This window comes from Kribbella capetownensis, from assembly GCF_004331485.1.
GTDB classification, from domain to species: Bacteria; Actinomycetota; Actinomycetes; order Propionibacteriales; family Kribbellaceae; genus Kribbella; species Kribbella capetownensis.
Genome location: NZ_SJKD01000008.1, coordinates 314,851 through 330,213 on the forward strand (window position 1 = coordinate 314,851; position 15,363 = coordinate 330,213).

16 protein-coding genes are annotated in these 15,363 nt (G+C 68.7%); 6 read left to right on the top strand and 10 right to left on the bottom strand.

The genetic code is table 11. The features are described from left to right. Positions 1 to 7 precede the first annotated feature (7 nt). The 5 genes from E0H75_RS32245 to E0H75_RS32265 all read left to right on the top strand — a co-directional run bounded on the left by E0H75_RS32245 (position 8) and on the right by E0H75_RS32265 (position 3,906). Positions 8 to 880, top strand: a complete 873-nt coding sequence (locus E0H75_RS32245; protein ID WP_131517476.1) for an SGNH/GDSL hydrolase family protein — start codon at positions 8 to 10, stop codon at positions 878 to 880. A 10-nt stretch (positions 881 to 890) separates the two neighbouring features. Further along, positions 891 to 1,607 carry a ribonuclease PH gene (gene rph / locus E0H75_RS32250; protein WP_131517477.1) on the top strand — a complete coding sequence of 239 codons (717 nt, stop codon included), beginning with the start codon at positions 891 to 893 and terminating at the stop codon, positions 1,605 to 1,607. 76 nt (positions 1,608 to 1,683) lie between these two features. Continuing rightward, on the top strand, positions 1,684 to 2,289 hold the full coding sequence (gene rdgB, locus E0H75_RS32255; protein ID WP_131517478.1) for an RdgB/HAM1 family non-canonical purine NTP pyrophosphatase: 606 nt from the start codon (positions 1,684 to 1,686) through the stop codon (positions 2,287 to 2,289). 4 nt (positions 2,290 to 2,293) lie between these two features. Next, on the top strand, positions 2,294 to 2,884 hold the full coding sequence (locus tag E0H75_RS32260; RefSeq protein WP_131517479.1) for a hypothetical protein: 591 nt from the start codon (positions 2,294 to 2,296) through the stop codon (positions 2,882 to 2,884). Between the two features lie 200 nt (positions 2,885 to 3,084). Beyond that, positions 3,085 to 3,906 (top strand): DNA glycosylase AlkZ-like family protein, encoded by an 822-nt coding sequence (locus tag E0H75_RS32265; protein ID WP_165554179.1) that lies wholly within the window; start codon positions 3,085 to 3,087, stop codon positions 3,904 to 3,906. Positions 3,907 to 3,910: 4 nt separating this feature from the next. Here E0H75_RS32265 and E0H75_RS32270 read toward each other — a convergent pair whose 3' ends face one another. The 5 genes from E0H75_RS32270 to murI all read right to left on the bottom strand — a co-directional run bounded on the left by E0H75_RS32270 (position 3,911) and on the right by murI (position 8,592). After that, positions 3,911 to 4,510: an acyl-CoA-like ligand-binding transcription factor gene (locus E0H75_RS32270; RefSeq protein ID WP_202873282.1), complete on the bottom strand. Its 600-nt coding sequence runs from the start codon at positions 4,508 to 4,510 to the stop codon at positions 3,911 to 3,913. Beyond that, positions 4,507 to 6,036 (bottom strand): DHA2 family efflux MFS transporter permease subunit, encoded by a 1,530-nt coding sequence (locus E0H75_RS32275; RefSeq protein ID WP_202873283.1) that lies wholly within the window; start codon positions 6,034 to 6,036, stop codon positions 4,507 to 4,509. The genes E0H75_RS32270 and E0H75_RS32275 overlap by 4 nt, the downstream gene beginning before the upstream one ends. A gap of 54 nt (positions 6,037 to 6,090) precedes the next feature. Then, positions 6,091 to 6,930: an alpha/beta fold hydrolase gene (locus E0H75_RS32280; protein WP_131517481.1), complete on the bottom strand. Its 840-nt coding sequence runs from the start codon at positions 6,928 to 6,930 to the stop codon at positions 6,091 to 6,093. Further along, complete coding sequence (locus tag E0H75_RS32285) at positions 6,911 to 7,657, bottom strand: MBL fold metallo-hydrolase (protein WP_131517482.1); 747 nt, start codon at positions 7,655 to 7,657, stop codon at positions 6,911 to 6,913. The genes E0H75_RS32280 and E0H75_RS32285 overlap by 20 nt, the downstream gene beginning before the upstream one ends. Before the next feature lie 131 nt (positions 7,658 to 7,788). After that, positions 7,789 to 8,592 carry a glutamate racemase gene (gene murI / locus E0H75_RS32290; protein WP_131517483.1) on the bottom strand — a complete coding sequence of 268 codons (804 nt, stop codon included), beginning with the start codon at positions 8,590 to 8,592 and terminating at the stop codon, positions 7,789 to 7,791. A 167-nt stretch (positions 8,593 to 8,759) separates the two neighbouring features. Here murI and E0H75_RS32295 point away from each other — a divergent pair, with 167 nt between their 5' ends. Continuing rightward, the gene (locus E0H75_RS32295; RefSeq protein ID WP_131517484.1) at positions 8,760 to 9,104 is read left to right on the top strand and encodes a zinc finger-like domain-containing protein; all 345 of its coding nucleotides are present in this window, start codon (positions 8,760 to 8,762) and stop codon (positions 9,102 to 9,104) included. A 95-nt stretch (positions 9,105 to 9,199) separates the two neighbouring features. Here the strand turns inward: E0H75_RS32295 and E0H75_RS32300 are convergent, their stop codons facing one another. The 5 genes from E0H75_RS32300 to ileS all read right to left on the bottom strand — a co-directional run bounded on the left by E0H75_RS32300 (position 9,200) and on the right by ileS (position 15,058). Then, positions 9,200 to 10,147 (bottom strand): PLP-dependent cysteine synthase family protein, encoded by a 948-nt coding sequence (locus E0H75_RS32300; protein WP_131361802.1) that lies wholly within the window; start codon positions 10,145 to 10,147, stop codon positions 9,200 to 9,202. A 2-nt stretch (positions 10,148 to 10,149) separates the two neighbouring features. Beyond that, positions 10,150 to 10,428: a MoaD/ThiS family protein gene (locus tag E0H75_RS32305; RefSeq protein ID WP_131517485.1), complete on the bottom strand. Its 279-nt coding sequence runs from the start codon at positions 10,426 to 10,428 to the stop codon at positions 10,150 to 10,152. Between the two features lies 1 nt (position 10,429). Continuing rightward, positions 10,430 to 10,885: a M67 family metallopeptidase gene (locus tag E0H75_RS32310; protein WP_131517486.1), complete on the bottom strand. Its 456-nt coding sequence runs from the start codon at positions 10,883 to 10,885 to the stop codon at positions 10,430 to 10,432. A 71-nt stretch (positions 10,886 to 10,956) separates the two neighbouring features. Next, entirely contained in the window at positions 10,957 to 11,934 is a 978-nt protein-coding gene (locus tag E0H75_RS32315; RefSeq protein ID WP_131517487.1) for an aldo/keto reductase, read from the bottom strand. Between the two features lie 10 nt (positions 11,935 to 11,944). Further along, complete coding sequence (ileS, locus tag E0H75_RS32320; protein WP_131517488.1) at positions 11,945 to 15,058, bottom strand: isoleucine--tRNA ligase; 3,114 nt, start codon at positions 15,056 to 15,058, stop codon at positions 11,945 to 11,947. Between the last annotated feature and the right edge of the window lie 305 nt (positions 15,059 to 15,363).

Here is a 15,363-nt window from a genome sequence, read left to right on the forward strand (position 1 = left end):
GCGGAATGTGAGCCTCCACTACGTGGCACTGGGGGACTCGACCACCGTAGGTGTCGGGGACCCGATGAACGGCAGCAGTACGACCGACCTGTCCGGTGCCGGTGCGCGCCCGGGTGAAGGGTGGCGGGGCTGGGCCTCGCTGCTTGCCGACTCCCTGGCCAGTTCCCACCGTGTGACGTTCTCCAACTTCGCGACCAGCGGCGCCACCGTGCACCTGGTCGCGACCGAGCAACTGCCCGAAGCCGTAACGACCGGTCCGATCGACATCGCCTCGCTCATCGTCGGGGTCAACGACACCCTGCGGTCCAACTTCGACTCCGGCCGGATCCGCGCGTGCCTGGATCAGTGTGCCGAGCAACTCACCGCCCGTGGCGCCCTGCTGCTCACGGTCCGGTTCCACGACCACGGCCAGGTGTTCGGTCTGCCGGCCTGGCTGCGCCGCCCGCTGTGGCAGCGGATCGAGCAGGTCAACCAGGTGTACGACGACCTGCACGCGAAGTTCGGCGGGATCCGGCTGGACCTGGCCGACTACCCGGAGGTGTACCGCCGGGACTTCTGGAGCATCGACCGGCTGCACCCGGGTGAGCGCGGTCACCGGCGGCTGGCCCGGGCGTTCGCCGACGAACTGGCCCAGCGCGGCCTGCCGATCGACGTACGTCCGGATCTGGACTGTGTCGGCGTCGCGCCGAGCCGGTGGGCGGACACGCTCTGGCTGGTCAAGGAAGGCGTCCCGTGGCTTGGCCGGCGGGCCAACGACCTGCTGCCGTGGGCTGCCCGGATGGCCGTCACCCAGGTTCGTCCGTCCAGTGGACTGCGCCCACCCGTTTCGTCCGGTGCCCTGCGGACGTCCAATGCGGAGGTCCAGCGCCTGGAGGCATAGGGTCGGACGCATGGCGCGTATCGATGGACGTACCCCGGATCAGCTGCGGCCCGTCACCCTGACCCGGAAGTGGCTCGACCACGCCGAAGGCTCGGTGCTGGTCGAGTTCGGCCGGACCCGAGTGCTGTGTGCGGCGAGTGTGACCGAGGGTGTGCCGCGCTGGCGCAAGGGTTCCGGTCTCGGCTGGGTCAGCGCGGAGTACGCGATGCTGCCGCGGGCCACCAACACCCGCTCGGACCGCGAGTCGGTGAAGGGCAAGATCGGCGGCCGGACGCACGAGATCTCCCGGCTGATCGGGCGGTCGCTCCGAGCCGTGATCGACTACAAGGCACTCGGCGAGAACACGATCCTGCTCGACTGCGACGTACTGCAGGCCGACGGCGGGACTCGGACCGCCGCGATCACCGGCGCGTACGTCGCTCTAGCGGACGCGGTGTCGTACCTGCGTGAGCGCAAACTGCTGAAGAGCGAGCCGCTGACCGGTTCGGTGTCAGCGGTCTCGGTCGGCATCATCGACGGGGCCCCGATGCTCGACCTCTGCTACGAGGAGGACGTCCGGGCCGAGACGGACATGAACCTGGTGCTGACCGGCGACGGCAAGTTCATCGAGGTGCAGGGCACGGCCGAGGGTGCGCCGTTCGACCGCGCCGAGCTGGACAGCCTGCTGCAGCTCGGGACGGCGGGCTGCGCGGAGCTGACCAAGCTGCAGCTGGAGGCCCTCGCGTGAACGAGCGAAGCGAGTTCACCATCAAGCGCTGTGCAACTCGTGCCTCGTCCGCGCCCGGAGCGAAGCGAGGACGTGGATGAGTCGGGTGCTATTGGCGTCGAACAACAAGAAGAAGCTCGAGGAACTGCGGCGCATCCTGACCCCGATCGTGCCCGGGATCGAGGTGCTCGGGCTGGGCGACGTACCGGCGTACGACGAGCCGGCCGAGACGGAGCCGACGTTCGAGGGCAACGCGCTGCTGAAGGCGCACGCCGCGCTGGCCGCGACTGGGTTGCCATCGATCGCTGACGACAGCGGCATCTGCGTCGACGCGCTGAACGGCATGCCCGGCGTACTGTCGGCGCGCTGGTCGGGACCGGCGAAGGACAACCACAGGAACAACCTGCTGCTGCTCGGCCAGCTGGAGGATGTGCCGGACGAGCGGCGTGGTGCGTCGTTCGTCGCCGCAGTCGCGTTCGTCCAGCCCGACGAGGCGGACGAGTTGGTGCTCGGCGAGATGCGCGGGTCGGTCATCCGCGAACTGCGCGGAACGGGCGGGTTCGGGTACGACGTTCTGTTCCAGGCCGAGGGGTACGACCGGACGACGGCGGAACTGTCGATCGAGGAGAAGGACGCGATCAGCCATCGGGGCAAGGCGTTGCGTGCCTTGGCCCCGATCGTCGCGAAGGCGTTGGGAGGGTAGAACCATGTTGTTCGCCGGATCGGACCGGGATGGGGTCGCGGACGGGAAGATCACCGCGGCGTACCGGCGGTGGGCTGAGCCCCGGGTGGTGGAGGGGCGGATCTACCGCACCAACGCCGGCCGGATCGAGATCGACAGCGTCCGCCAGGTGAACCCGGAGCTGATCGCCGACACCGACGCCGACGTGGCGGACGCGGACCGGCGCAACGCGAAGGACGTCCGCCGGCGGCTGCGCGGGAACGACGAGTGGCCGACGTTCCTGATCAAGTTCCACCTGGTCGAGGGGCCGGATCCGCGCGAGGAGCTCGCGTCCCAGTCCGAGCTGACCGCCGAGGACCTCACCGATCTCCAGAACCGGCTGGCCCGCTTCGACGAGCTCAGCCACCACGGCGCCTGGACCACCCAGACCCTCCGGCTGATCCAGTCCAAGCCCGCCACCCGAGCCGCCGACCTGGCCGCCTCCCTCAACCGCGAAACCGCCCCCTTCAAACTGGACGTCCGCAAACTCAAAAACCTAGGCCTAACCCACAGCCTCGAAGTCGGCTACCAACTAAGCCCCCGAGGCACCGCGTACCTGAACGCCCTGGACACCTAACAAGCAGGGCTGTCGGTGGAGGCTGTTAGACAGCGGGTATGGCGCGGATGCTTGAGATCGACTACCTGCGGGCTGTGCGGTATCGGTTGATGGTTAACCGGCTGGGGGGCCGGTTGGCTGGTGGGGAGTATGTGCGGGCGGCTCGGTTTGGGTTGCAGGATACGGCTCCTCGGGATGCGTTGGTTGGGTTGCATGCGCGGGTGGAGGGGTGTGAGCCGTCGGCGTGGGAGGCGCCGGGGTTGGTTCAGACGTACAGTCCGCGGGCGGCGGTGTATGTGTTGCCGGAGCGGGACTTCGGGGTGTTCACGATCGGGCGGATGCCGCTCGATCAAGAGAAGCGGCGGGAGATCGAAGGCCAGGCCGACCGGATCTGCCGGGAGCTGGGTGGGGCCGAGCATCGCGGCGGCCGGGGTCCTGAGCTGCGGAGTGCTTGCTGGACTGGGCGGCTGGCGTTGCGGTGGACGACCAGTGCGCTGTACGTGCGTGAGGTTCCAGCGCCCGAGATCGACTTCCAGGACGCGCACGCCGAGCTGTGCCGACGACACGTGCAGGCATTCGGGCCGACCACCGTGGAGGCCTTCAGTTGGTGGTCCGGGTTGTCGAGACCTGACGCGAGAGAAGTCTGGAAGCTGCTGGACCGCGAGCTCCTCCCGGTCGAGCTGGAAGGCCGCGAAGGGTGGATCCTCGCGGCGGACGAGCAGGCCGTCCGGTCAGCGCCGGTTCCGACCGGCGCACGATTCCTGGTGGCGTCCGACTTGAGGCTGTTCGGGCAGGACCGGCACGGTCTGTTCGCCGGACCAGGGCAGAAGCCGCGGATTCACCTGCATGACTGGTACCACCCGCACGGGCTGATGCTGAACGGCGAGATCCGCGGCGCCTGGGGACGCAAGGGCGGGAAGGTCGACCTCCGCACTGCCGGCCCGCTGTCCGATCAGGACCGGGCCGCGATCGAGGCCGAGGCGTTGTCGATGCCGATCCCGGGCGCGACGATGACCCTCGCCCTCGCCGAAATGAGGCCGTAGGCAGCTACTTGCCGAGCGGCAGGCCGGCCTCGAGGTGGGCGAACGCACGGTCGATGATCTCGAAGTAGTCCTTCATCTTGGCGTGGCCGGTGACCTGGTACGTCGCCATCACCACGCCGACCACCGCACCGGCCCAGGCCCGAACGGCGAAGTCGTCGGCGGACCGGCCGACTCGCTCGGCCGCCAGGGCGGCCAGCAGATCGATGCCGGCGTACAGCTGGTCGAGCATCCGGGCGCGCAGCTCCGGGGCGTTGAGGACCAACTGCTGACGCTGGGACTCCAGCTCCCACTCCTCCTCGGTCAGCGCCCGCATGCTGTCCTTGAGCGTCGCCCGCAACGCGTCGGTCGGGTTCATCTCGGCCGGCTGCGCGCGGAACACGTCGATCAGCACCGGGTCGAGCCGGTCGAAGACGACCGTGTCCTCCTTGGTCGGGAAGTACCGGAAGAAGGTGGCCGGCGACACCTCCGCCGCGGCCGCGATCTCCTGCACGGTCGTCTCGGCGTACCCCTGGTCGCGGAACAGCCGCAGCGCGTGCTCCTGGATCGCCGCCCGGGTCTTCGCCTTCTTGCGCTCGCGCAGCCCGGGCGGCTTCTCCATCGTCATACCTCGATTGTGACAACTTCCACGGACTCCGGCTCGACTGACCCACGGGTGCTGGGCAGGAAGGCCAGCGCTACCACGAAGCCCAGAGCTGCGATCCCGCTGCACGTCCACAGGGTCGCGCTCATGCCGTGCACGAACGCCTCACGGGCCGATTCCGCCAGCGCCGGCGCATTGGTGTGGGCCGCGATCGCGACCGCCCCGGACGCGCTGTCGCGGGCCGCGTCGGCGACCGCGGGCGGCAGACCGCCGACGTTCAGGTGATCGCGGTACGCCGAGTTGAGCACCGTACCGAGGATCGCGACCCCGATCGTGCCGCCGACCTGGCGGAGCGCCTGGATCAGGCCCGACCCGGATCCGCTGCGCTCGACGGTCAACGCACCAATCGCCAGATCCATCACCGGCGGCAGCGTGAACCCGATGCTCACGCCGACGATGCTGACCCAGATCGCCGTGAAACCGTAGCCGGCGTCGACGCTGGTGAACGCGCCCATCACGAGGCCGGCCAGCATCAGCACGAACCCGAACGCCACAGTCAGCCGCGGCCCGGCGGTGGCGGAGAGACGCTCGGCGACCTTGGCACCGATCAGGAGTCCACCGATGATCGGCAGCAGCCGCAGACCGGTGTTCAACGCGTCCGCGCCCTGCACGGCCTGGAAGAGCTGCGGCAGCACGAACAGCAGACCCATCAACGCGAACGACGCCAGCGTCGCGAGCACCGTCCCCCACGCGAACCGCGCCGACCGGAACAACGCCAGGTCGACCAGCGCATCCGTCGTACGCCGCTGCCACGACCAGAACACCGCCAGCAGTACGACGCCAACGACCAGACTGACCAGCGTCACCGCGTCACCCCACCCGCGCTCGCCGGCCGCGACGAACCCGTAGGTCACCGCCACCAGCCCCGCCCCGGACAACGCAATCCCGGGTACGTCGATCCGACCGGACCGGTGCCCGCGAGTCGCCGGAATGAGCAGCGCGACCGCGACCAGGCCAACGGCGACCAACGGCAGGTTGATCAGGAAGACCGAGCCCCAGCGGTAGTGGTCCAGCAGCCAGCCGCCGAGCACCGGCCCGAGCGGGATGCCGAGCGAGTTGGCCATCACCCAGATCGTCATCGCCCGAGCCCGCTCCCCCGGCTCGAACAGCACGTTGAGCAACGACATCGACAGCGGGATCAGGAACGCCGCCCCGACCCCGAGCACCGCGCGAGCCGCGATCAACTGCCCCGCGGAAGAGGCGAACGCGCACGCCGCCGAAGCTCCGCCGAACACCACGAGGGCCCCGATCAGCAGATGCTTCTGGCCGAATCTGTCACCCAGCAGCCCGGCGGGCAGCAGCAGCGCCGCGAGCACCAACGTGTACGCGTTGGCGAACCACTGCAGCTGACTGGTCGACGCCTCCAGCTCGGTCGCCAGCGTCGGCAGCGCGACGTTCAGCACGGTCAGATCCAGCCCGACCACGATCAGGCTGACCGACATGGCGCCCAACGCCCACCACCGCCGCGGGTCACGACTCACAGCACCCATCGCACACTCCTTCTGAGATCAACTCTAATTTGAGAGTAGATCTCAGAATTCGTTTCAGCAACCCTGCACGGCCTCCCGCAGCACCTCCCGGAAGAGCTCCGGCCGCTCCAGCCACGGGGAGTGACCGGCGTCGGGGATGAGGTGGAAGGTGTGGCGAGGAGTGTGCGACGCCAGGTCACGGACATTGACCACCGACCGGGGATCACCCGCTCCATGGACGAACGTGACCGGCGCGCTGAGCCCAGCGGCGAGTCCGGCCAGGTAGCCCTCGGGCCACCTGCTGACGTCCTGGCCGAGCTCGCGGTTGGCGGCGAAGTTGATCGGCAGCTCCACCGCCGCACTCCGCCGCGCCCAGGTCATCGCCATCGACTGGTCGGCATAGTCGGGGAACCACGCCAGCACGCGGAACTCGAGCTCCTCCTCCGCGGTCCGGCCACGCTTCTCCCCCAGCTCGTCCAGCCGTGCGACCTGGGCCGGTGTCATCCGCCGCGCACGCTCCGCGCGTTCCGGCGTACGCCAGTCACCGATCCCGACACCGCCGACATACACGACACCCGCGGTCCGGTCGCCGTGCCACCCGGCGTAGGCCAGCGCGAGCGTTGCCCCGAACGAATGCCCGAGTACGACGATCCGCTCATGCCCGAAGTACTCGCGGAGCTCGTCGATGTCCTGCGCCGTCCGCCGGACCGACTGCAACTCCGACGGACCCGATCGCCCGCACCCACGCTGGTCGAAGCGATGCACGACGGTCAGATCGTCCAGCATCTCCGCGAGTACGGCGTAGTCGTCCCACAGGCCGGGGCCGCCGTGGAGGATGACGACGGGCGGCAACGAACTCGCGCTGCCGGTCGTTGTCGTCCACAACGCGGCGCCGTCAGATGTCGAAAACGGCATGGGGGGTGGCGATCTCGATCGGGCCGGGGTACGTGCGGGCGGCGGCTTGTGCCTGGGTCTCGCGGCGGTACCAGGGTGGGACGTGGGTGATGATCAGCCGTTTGACCCCCGCCTTCTTGGCGTGTTCGCCGGCGTCGGCGGGAGTGAGGTGAAGGTCGGTCGGGTTGTGCGGATCGTTGTCCTGCAAGGCGGCCTCGGACAGCAGGACGTCGGCACCACGGGCGAGCTCGATCAGTGCGTCGTTCGGGCCGGTGTCGCCGGTGTAGACGAGCGACTTGTTGCCGTGCTCAACCCGGATCGCGTACGCGGGCACCGGGTGCACCATCCGCGCGGTGCGCACTGTGAACGGGCCGATCTGCTGAACCGCCTGCCAGGTGTGGAATTCGATCTCCTCCTCCATCCCGGGATCGGTCGGCAGGTCGTACGCCGACGCCATCCGGCCGGAGGTCCCGGGCGGTCCGTAGACCGGGATCCGCGGGATCGGCGTACCGGGTCCGTACTTCGCCGCGACGTACAGCCCGCACAGGTCCATGCAGTGGTCAGGATGCAAGTGGGACAGGCCGATCGCGCCGATCTCCGGGACCGCGACGTGCCGCTGCAGCGAGCCGAGCGCGCCACTGCCGAGGTCGAGGATCAGGTGGAAACCCTCGGCGGTGAGCAGATAGCTCGAGGCGGCCGAGTCGGGGCCGGGGACGGACCCGGAGCAGCCGATCACGGTGAGCTTCATAGCTGGAACATTACCGGCGGGTTGCCGGCTTCGCAGGATCGCGAGTCGCGTCGGGGATCATCGGATCCAGTTGCCTGGCAGTGATTTCGCGCACATCACGCCGTGATCCGGTGCCCTGGACAACAGACCCGCTAGCGGACCCACGCGAACTGGTCGACCGCGGACAGCACCGGCCCGAGGAAGCGAGAGCCAATGGCGGCGAACTCGGCCGGGCTGCCGGTGGTGACGAAGCGGTGCCGCGGCTCGGGCAGGTTGTCCGCGCGGAGCAGTCCGGTCTTGGTGAGTACGCCGTACACGTCCTTGGCGCACTCCTCGGCGCTGCTCACCAGCGTGACGTTGTCGCCCATCACGTACGAGATCACGCCCGTGAGCAACGGATAGTGCGTGCAGCCGAGGATCAGCGTGTCGACGCCGGCTTCGACCAGCGGATCGAGGTACTCGTGCGCGGCCTCGAGAAGCTCAGGCCCGGACGTCACTCCGGACTCGACGAAGTCGACGAAATCCGGGCAGGCACGGGTGAACAGCTCCACCTGCGGCGCGGCCGCGAACCCGTCCTCGTAGGCGAGCGACGCCGCCGTCGCCCGGGTGCAGATCACGCCGACGCGTTGGTTCCGGGTCGCGGCCACGGCCCGGCGCGCGGCCGGCAGGATCACTTCCACGACGGGTACGTCGTACCGTTCGCGGGCGTCGCGCAGCATCGCGGCACTGGCCGAGTTGCAGGCGATGACGAGCATCTTCACACCGGCCTCGACCAGGTGATCGAGGCACTCCAGCGCATACTCGCGGACCTCGGCGATCGGCTTCGGGCCGTACGGCTGCCGGGCGGTGTCGCCGAGGTACAGGATCGGCTCGTGCGGCAACTGGTCGAGCACCGCGCGGGCGACGGTGAGACCGCCGAAGCCTGAATCGAAGATCCCCACCGGTGCGTCAGCCACAGGCAGAGCTTATACAGGTCTGATCGCGGGCAGTTCGGAAGCCAGCCTTACCTAACCAAGCGATCCGACACGCCGGAGTTATCCACATCTTTACTCTGCGGAATTGCCTTTTCACGTGATGGGCGCCACTCTGGAGCGATGTTTGCTCGACCGCCCTTCGTGATGCCATGACACTGGCGCACCAGATCGCGGTGGTGCTGGTCACCACCGCCGCACCGAATCCGCAACCCAACGAGGCCACGGCGGGCCAGGCTGCGGACACGCACAGCACCACCGGGGACATCGTGGCGGCCCTCGGGCCGACCGGGATGCTGGTGGTGCTGGCCATGGCGGCGTTCGTCTTGTACGTCGTCTCGCTGTCGCTGCACCCGAACGCCAAATGCAACCGTTGCAAAGGCGCCGGACGGCACCGCGGCGCACTCTTCAGCTACGCCCAACGCCCCTGCAACAGCTGCAAGGGCCGCGGCGTTCATCCCCGGCTGGGACGCAAGGTCCTCTTCAAGCAACCGTAGGCGGACATGACCTAGTCACGATCAAGTGCCGGCAGCAACAACACCCGGCACACCCCTGAGTCCCGGCCCTCCGCCCGCCGGTGCTCAGCTCCACCTCAGGCCCAGAGCTGACCCTCGAGGCGGTCCTCCGCCTCGTCGATCGTGCCCTCGTAGGCACCGGTGGACAGGTACTTCCAGCCACCGTCCGCGACCACGAACGCGATATCCGCGGTCTCGCCCTCGCGGACGCATTTCGCTGCCTGGCCGAGCGCCGCGTGCAGGATCGCGCCGGTGGAGATCCCCGCGAAGATCCCCTCGTTGTCCAGCAGCTCACGGACCCGGCGTACGGCGTCGCGCGGGCCGACCGAGAACCGGGCGTCGATCAACGTCTCGTCGTACAGCTCGGGCACGAACCCCTCGTCCAGATTGCGCAGTCCGTAGACGAGTTCGCCGTACCGCGGCTCGGCCGCGACGATACGCACCTCGGGCTTGTGCTCGCGGAAGAAGCGGCCCGCGCCCATCAGCGTGCCGGTGGTGCCGAGGCCGGCCACGAAGTGGGTGACGGACGGCAGATCGGCGAGGATCTCGCGCGCGGTGCCGTCGTAGTGCGCGGCGGCGTTGGACGGGTTGCCGTACTGGTAGAGCATCACCCAGTCCGGGTGCTCCTCGGCGACCTGCTTGGCCACCCGGACCGCCTCGTTCGACCCACCCGCGGCCGGGGAGGAGATGATCTCGACCCCCCACATCCGCAGGATCTGGCGGCGTTCCTCGGAGGTGTTCTCCGGCATCACGCAGACCATCCGGTAGCCGCGCAGCTTGGCCGCCATCGCCAGCGAGATGCCGGTGTTGCCCGACGTCGGTTCGAGGATCGTGGTGCCGGGCCGCAGCCGGCCGTCCTTCTCGGCGTCCAGCAGCATCCGCAGCGCCGCCCGGTCCTTGATCGAACCGGTCGGGTTGTGGTCCTCCAGCTTGGCCCACAACCGGACGTCCGCCGACGGCGACAGCCGGGGCAGACCGACCAGCGGTGTGCCCCCGACCGAGTCGAGCAGACTGTCGAAACGCATGCTCAGCCGCCGGCCACCGCGGGCAGTACGACGACCACGTCGCCGTCCTTCACGCCGGTCTTCAGGCCGCCGGTGAACCGGACGTCCTCGTCGTTGACGTAGACGTTCACGAACCGGCGCAGCTCCTCCGGCTCGCCCTCGACGATGCGCTCCTTCAGGCCCGGGTGGGCACCGTTCACGTTGTCGATGAACTCGGCCAGCGTGGCGCCGTCCCCGTTCACCGCCTTCTCGCCGCCGGTGTACGTGCGCAAGATCGTCGGCACGCGCAGCTCGATCGCCATATCAGTTGTCTCCTTTTGTTTCCTCATAAGAACCCACCACGCGTACTTCTTCTTCCACGACCTCGCCGTCGATGATCCGGTACGACCGGAACTCGACCGGCCCGTCGTACGCCGGGGAATCGGCGCCGTCCCGGGTCGACACCAGCACGTAGTGGGCGCCGGGCTCCTGGGCCAGGGTGATGTCGGTGCGTGACGGGTACGCCTCGGTGGCGGTGTGCGAGTGGTAGATCACGACCGGCTCCTCGTCCCGCTCGTCCATCTCCTTGTAGAGCCGGAGCAGATCGCCCGAGTCGAACTCGTAGAACGTCGGCGACATCGCCGCGTTGAGCATCGGCACCAACCGCACCGCCCGGTCCGACCCGGCCGGCCCCGCGACCACGCCACAGGCCTCGTCCGGGTGGTCCCGGCGGGCATGCTCGACGATCGCGTCGTACGTGGGCTTCTCGATGATCAACACGAGACCACGGTACGGCGACCGCCGGACCCGGCCCGCCAACCCGGGAGTCGGTCCATTATGCGGACAGAGCGCTACCAGCGGTGGTGGATTTGTGGCCGGATCAGCTCGTCGTACGTCGCCTGGACGGCGGCCGACTGGTCCGCGGTGAGCGGGGAAAGGCTTGCCGCGGCCAGGTTGCCGGCCACCTGGGCCGGGTTGCGGGCGCCGGGGATGACGACGCTCACACCTGGCTGGTCGAGGATCCAGCGGAGCGCGAACTGGGCCATCGTGACGCCGGCGGGCAGCCAGGGCATCAGGCGGCGGACGGCCTCCAGACCGGTGCCGAAGTCGACGCCGGAGAAGGTCTCGCCGACGTCGAAGGCCTCGCCGTGGCGGTTGTAGGTGCGATGGTCGTCGGCCGAGAACGTGGTGTTCTCGTCGTACTTGCCGGACAGCAGCCCGCTCGCCAGCGGGACACGAGCGATGATGCCGACGCCGGCCGCTTGCGCCGCAGGCAGCACCTCGTCGAGGGGCTTCAGCCGGAACGCGTTCAGGATGATCTGCACCGACGCCACGTTCGGCCGCGCGATCGCGGTGAGCGCCTCGGCGCAGGTCTCGACGCTCACGCCGTACGACGTCATCCTGCCCTCGTCCACCATCGAGTCGAGCGCGTCGAACACCTCGTCGGTCGAGTACACCGGCGCCGGCGGGCAGTGCAGCTGCACCAGGTCGATGGTGTCGACGCCCAGGTTCTGCCGGGACCGGTCGTTCCAGGCGCGGAAGTTCTCCAGCGTGTAGTTCGACGGCACCTGCTCGACGCGACGTCCCATCTTGGTCGCGACGGTCAGGCCGTCGTACTCCTTGAAGACCTGACCGACCAGCCGTTCGCTACGGCCGTCGCCGTACACGTCCGCGGTGTCGATGAACGTGACACCGCCCTCGATCGCGGCCCGCAGTACCGCGAGCGCATCGCTCTCGTCGACCGAGCCCCAGTCGGCGCCCAACTGCCAGGCGCCGAGCCCGACCACACCCACGTCCCGACCGGTCCGACCAAGCCTGCGCGTCTCCATAGCCCTCACCCTAGGCAGTGACCGCGACCTGGAGTTCGGGACCCGCCGCGACGTCCAGCTCAGTCGCGAGGGTCTCGGCCATGATCAGCTCGCGATGCGCCTCGACGGCCCGCATGGTCCGAGCGTCGGCCGTCACCGACAAGCGCATCCGATCGGTCACCTGCAGGCCTGCGTCCCGCCGCGCCTGCTGCACCGAGCGGATCACGTCGCGAGCCGTGCCCTCGGCCTCCAGCTCAGGCGTGATCGTCGTGTCGAGTACGACGAAGCCGCCGCCGGAGAGCAGGCCGCTCGCCGTACCGCCCTCGGCCAGCGTGGTCTCCAGGGTGTACTCGCCCTCGGCCAACTCGATGCCCCCGGCAACGACCACGCCGTCCGCGGAGACCGACCAGTCGCCGCTCTTCGACGCCTTGATCACCGTCTGGACATCACGCCCCAGCCGCGGCCCGGCCGCCCGCGCGTTGACCGTCAACCGCTGCGACACCGGCGCGTCCACCGCATCCGCCGACGTCAGCACGACCCCACGGACGTTGACCTCGTCCTCGATCAACGGCACCAACGCCCTCAGCGCCTCTGCGTGGGCCGTCGCGACCGTCAGCGACTGCAACGGCTGCCGGCCGCGGATGCCCGCCGCCTTCCGGATCGACGACGCGACCGAGCACACCTCGCGCACCCGTTCCATCCGCGCGACCAGCTCGGGATCGTCCGGGAGCTCGTCGGCCGACGGCCAGTCGGTCAGGTGCACCGACCGCTCGCCGGTCAGCCCGCGCCAGACCTGCTCGACCGTGAGCGGCAGCAGTGGCGCAGCCGTCCGGCACACGACCTCGAGCGCGGTGTAGAGCGTGTTCACCGCGTCCTGGAACGTCTCCCCCGACTCGTCCCAGAAACGATCCCGGGACCGGCGGATGTACCAGTTCGTCAACACCTCGAGGTAGCTGAGCACAGCGTCGCAGGCCGAGGCGACGTCGTACCGGTCCAGCTTCTCCTCGACGTCCGCGACGAACACTCGCAGCCGGGCCAGCACGTACCGGTCCAGCAGCACCTCGGAGCTGGTCGACCAGGTCGCAGTCGCCCCGGCGGCGTTCGCGTAGAGCGCGAAGAAGTACCAGGCGTTCCACAGCGGGATCATCACCTGGCGGACGCCGTCCCGGATGCCTTCCTCGGTGACGACCAGGTTCCCGCCGCGCAGGATCGGGCTGGACATCAGGAACCAGCGCATCGCGTCGGCGCCGTCGCGGTCGAACACCTCGGACACGTCCGGGTAGTTCCGCAGCGACTTGCTCATCTTCTGGCCGTCGTTCCCGAGCACGATGCCGTGACTCAGGCAGGACGAGAACGCCGGCCGGTCGAACAGCGCCGTGGACAGGATGTGCAGGGTGTAGAACCAGCCGCGGGTCTGGCCGATGTACTCGACGATGAAGTCGCCCGGGAAGTGGTGCTCGAACCACTCGGTGTTCTCGAACGGGTAGTGCACCTGCGCGAAACTCATCGACCCCGAGTCGAACCACACATCGAGTACGTCGGACACGCGGCGCATCGTGGACCGCCCGGTCGGGTCGTCCGGATTCGGCCGGGTCAGCTGGTCGACGTACGGGCGGTGCAGATCGGGGACGGCGACACCGAAGTCGCGCTCCAGCTCCTCGATCGAGCCGTAGACGTCGATCCGCGGGTACGCCGGATCGTCCGAACGCCAGACCGGGATCGGGCTGCCCCAGAACCGGTTCCGGCTGATCGACCAGTCCCGGGCGTTCGACAGCCACTTCCCGAACTGCCCGTGCTTCACATGCTCCGGCACCCAGGTGATCTGCTCGTTCAGCTCGACCATCCGGTCCCGGATCCGGGTCACCTCGACGAACCAGCTCGACACCGCCTTGTAGATCAGCGGGTTCCGGCACCGCCAGCAGTGCGGGTAGCTGTGCACGTAGCTGTCCTCGCGCACCAGTGCCCCGGCCGCCCGCAGGTCCCGGATGATCGGCCGGTTCGCCTCGAACACGTGCATCCCCTGGTACGGCGGGACCACGGACGTGAACCGGGCTCCTTCGTCGACGGTCAGCACGGTGGGGATCCCTGCCGCCTCGCAGGCCACCTGGTCCTCCTCGCCGTACGCGGGAGCCATGTGCACGACGCCGGTGCCCTCGTCGGTGGTGACGTGCTCGGCCGAGATGACCTTGTACGCCTCGCCCGTCCCGAAGACCTCGGCGTTCGCGAGGAACGGGAACAGCGGGGTGTAGCGCAGGCCGATCAGCTCGGACCCCTTGAGCCGCCGGAGCACCTCGTCACCGAGGCCGGCGAAGTCGCCGTGCGTCCCGGCGTACGCCGCCAATCGCGCCTCGGCGAGGATCGTCGGACGGCCCTCGGCATCGTTCACCACCACGTAGTCGACGTCCGGGCCGACGGCCATGGCGAGGTTGCTCGGGAGGGTCCAGGGCGTGGTGGTCCAGGCGAGCAGACGCTCACCGGTCTCCAGCTCCACCGCGATCGTCACCGACGGGTCCTGGCGCTGCTGGTAGACGTCGTCGTCCATCCGCAGCTCGTGGTTGGACAGCGGAGTCTCGTCGTTCCAGCAGTACGGCAGCACCCGCAGGCCCTCATACACCAGGCCCTTGTCGTACAGCGTCTTGAACGCCCAGATCACCGACTCCATGTAGTCGCGATTGAGCGTTTTGTAATCGTGGTCGAAGTCGACCCAACGCGCCTGCCGGGTGACGTAGCTGCGCCATTCACCGGTGTACTTCAGCACCGACGCCCGGCACGCCTCGTTGAACTTCTCGATCCCGAGCTCGAGGATGTCCGCCTTCGTCCTCAGCCCCAGCACCCGCTGGGCCTCTAGCTCGGCCGGCAACCCATGCGTATCCCACCCGAACCGCCGCTCCACCCGACGTCCCCGCATCGTCTGGTACCGCGGTACGACGTCCTTCACATATCCCGTCAGCAGATGCCCGTAATGCGGCAACCCGTTGGCGAACGGAGGCCCGTCATAAAAGACAAACTCGTTGGCCCCGTCCTCCCCCGCCGCCCGCTGCTCCACCGAGGCCAGGAACGTCCCATCCTTGTCCCAGTACTCAAGCACCTCCCGCTCAACCCGCGGAAAGTCAGGACTAGCACTCAGCTCAGCATCGCCACTCATCGGATAACCCACCCGCCGATCCTAAACGGGCCCCCGACACCGCCTCCCACGGCAGCTGACAAAGGACACCGCCGGCAAGAACAACCTGCTCACGAGCAGATGGACGCCATGGCGTCGTTCGGACTTCAGCTCTGGACGCCCAAGGCGTCTCGGCGGTGTCCTTCAGGTCCACCGCGAATGCTCCAGGCGCCGTGACGTGGCCCGCATGGCGACCCACCCGCAATGAGGTTTGTCTCGCCGATCATGCTCAGTCCGGATCAGGGCCCGCGCGCCATCAATCAGCCGCCACCGAAGGGCGGTGTCCT

Excerpts from the sequence above, each read along its gene's own strand:
- rph (WP_131517477.1), top strand. The coding sequence starts at position 891 with ATGGCGCGTATCGATGGACGTACCCCGGATCAGCTGCGGCCCGTCACC.
- rdgB (WP_131517478.1), top strand. The coding sequence starts at position 1,684 with ATGAGTCGGGTGCTATTGGCGTCGAACAACAAGAAGAAGCTCGAGGAA.
- E0H75_RS32260 (WP_131517479.1), top strand. The coding sequence starts at position 2,294 with ATGTTGTTCGCCGGATCGGACCGGGATGGGGTCGCGGACGGGAAGATC.
- E0H75_RS32270 (WP_202873282.1), bottom strand. The coding sequence starts at position 4,510 with ATGACGATGGAGAAGCCGCCCGGGCTGCGCGAGCGCAAGAAGGCGAAG.
- E0H75_RS32275 (WP_202873283.1), bottom strand. The coding sequence starts at position 6,036 with ATGGGTGCTGTGAGTCGTGACCCGCGGCGGTGGTGGGCGTTGGGCGCC.
- E0H75_RS32280 (WP_131517481.1), bottom strand. The coding sequence starts at position 6,930 with ATGCCGTTTTCGACATCTGACGGCGCCGCGTTGTGGACGACAACGACC.
- E0H75_RS32285 (WP_131517482.1), bottom strand. The coding sequence starts at position 7,657 with ATGAAGCTCACCGTGATCGGCTGCTCCGGGTCCGTCCCCGGCCCCGAC.
- E0H75_RS32295 (WP_131517484.1), top strand. The coding sequence starts at position 8,760 with ATGACACTGGCGCACCAGATCGCGGTGGTGCTGGTCACCACCGCCGCA.
- E0H75_RS32300 (WP_131361802.1), bottom strand. The coding sequence starts at position 10,147 with ATGCGTTTCGACAGTCTGCTCGACTCGGTCGGGGGCACACCGCTGGTC.
- E0H75_RS32305 (WP_131517485.1), bottom strand. The coding sequence starts at position 10,428 with ATGGCGATCGAGCTGCGCGTGCCGACGATCTTGCGCACGTACACCGGC.
- E0H75_RS32315 (WP_131517487.1), bottom strand. The coding sequence starts at position 11,934 with ATGGAGACGCGCAGGCTTGGTCGGACCGGTCGGGACGTGGGTGTGGTC.
- ileS (WP_131517488.1), bottom strand. The coding sequence starts at position 15,058 with ATGAGTGGCGATGCTGAGCTGAGTGCTAGTCCTGACTTTCCGCGGGTT.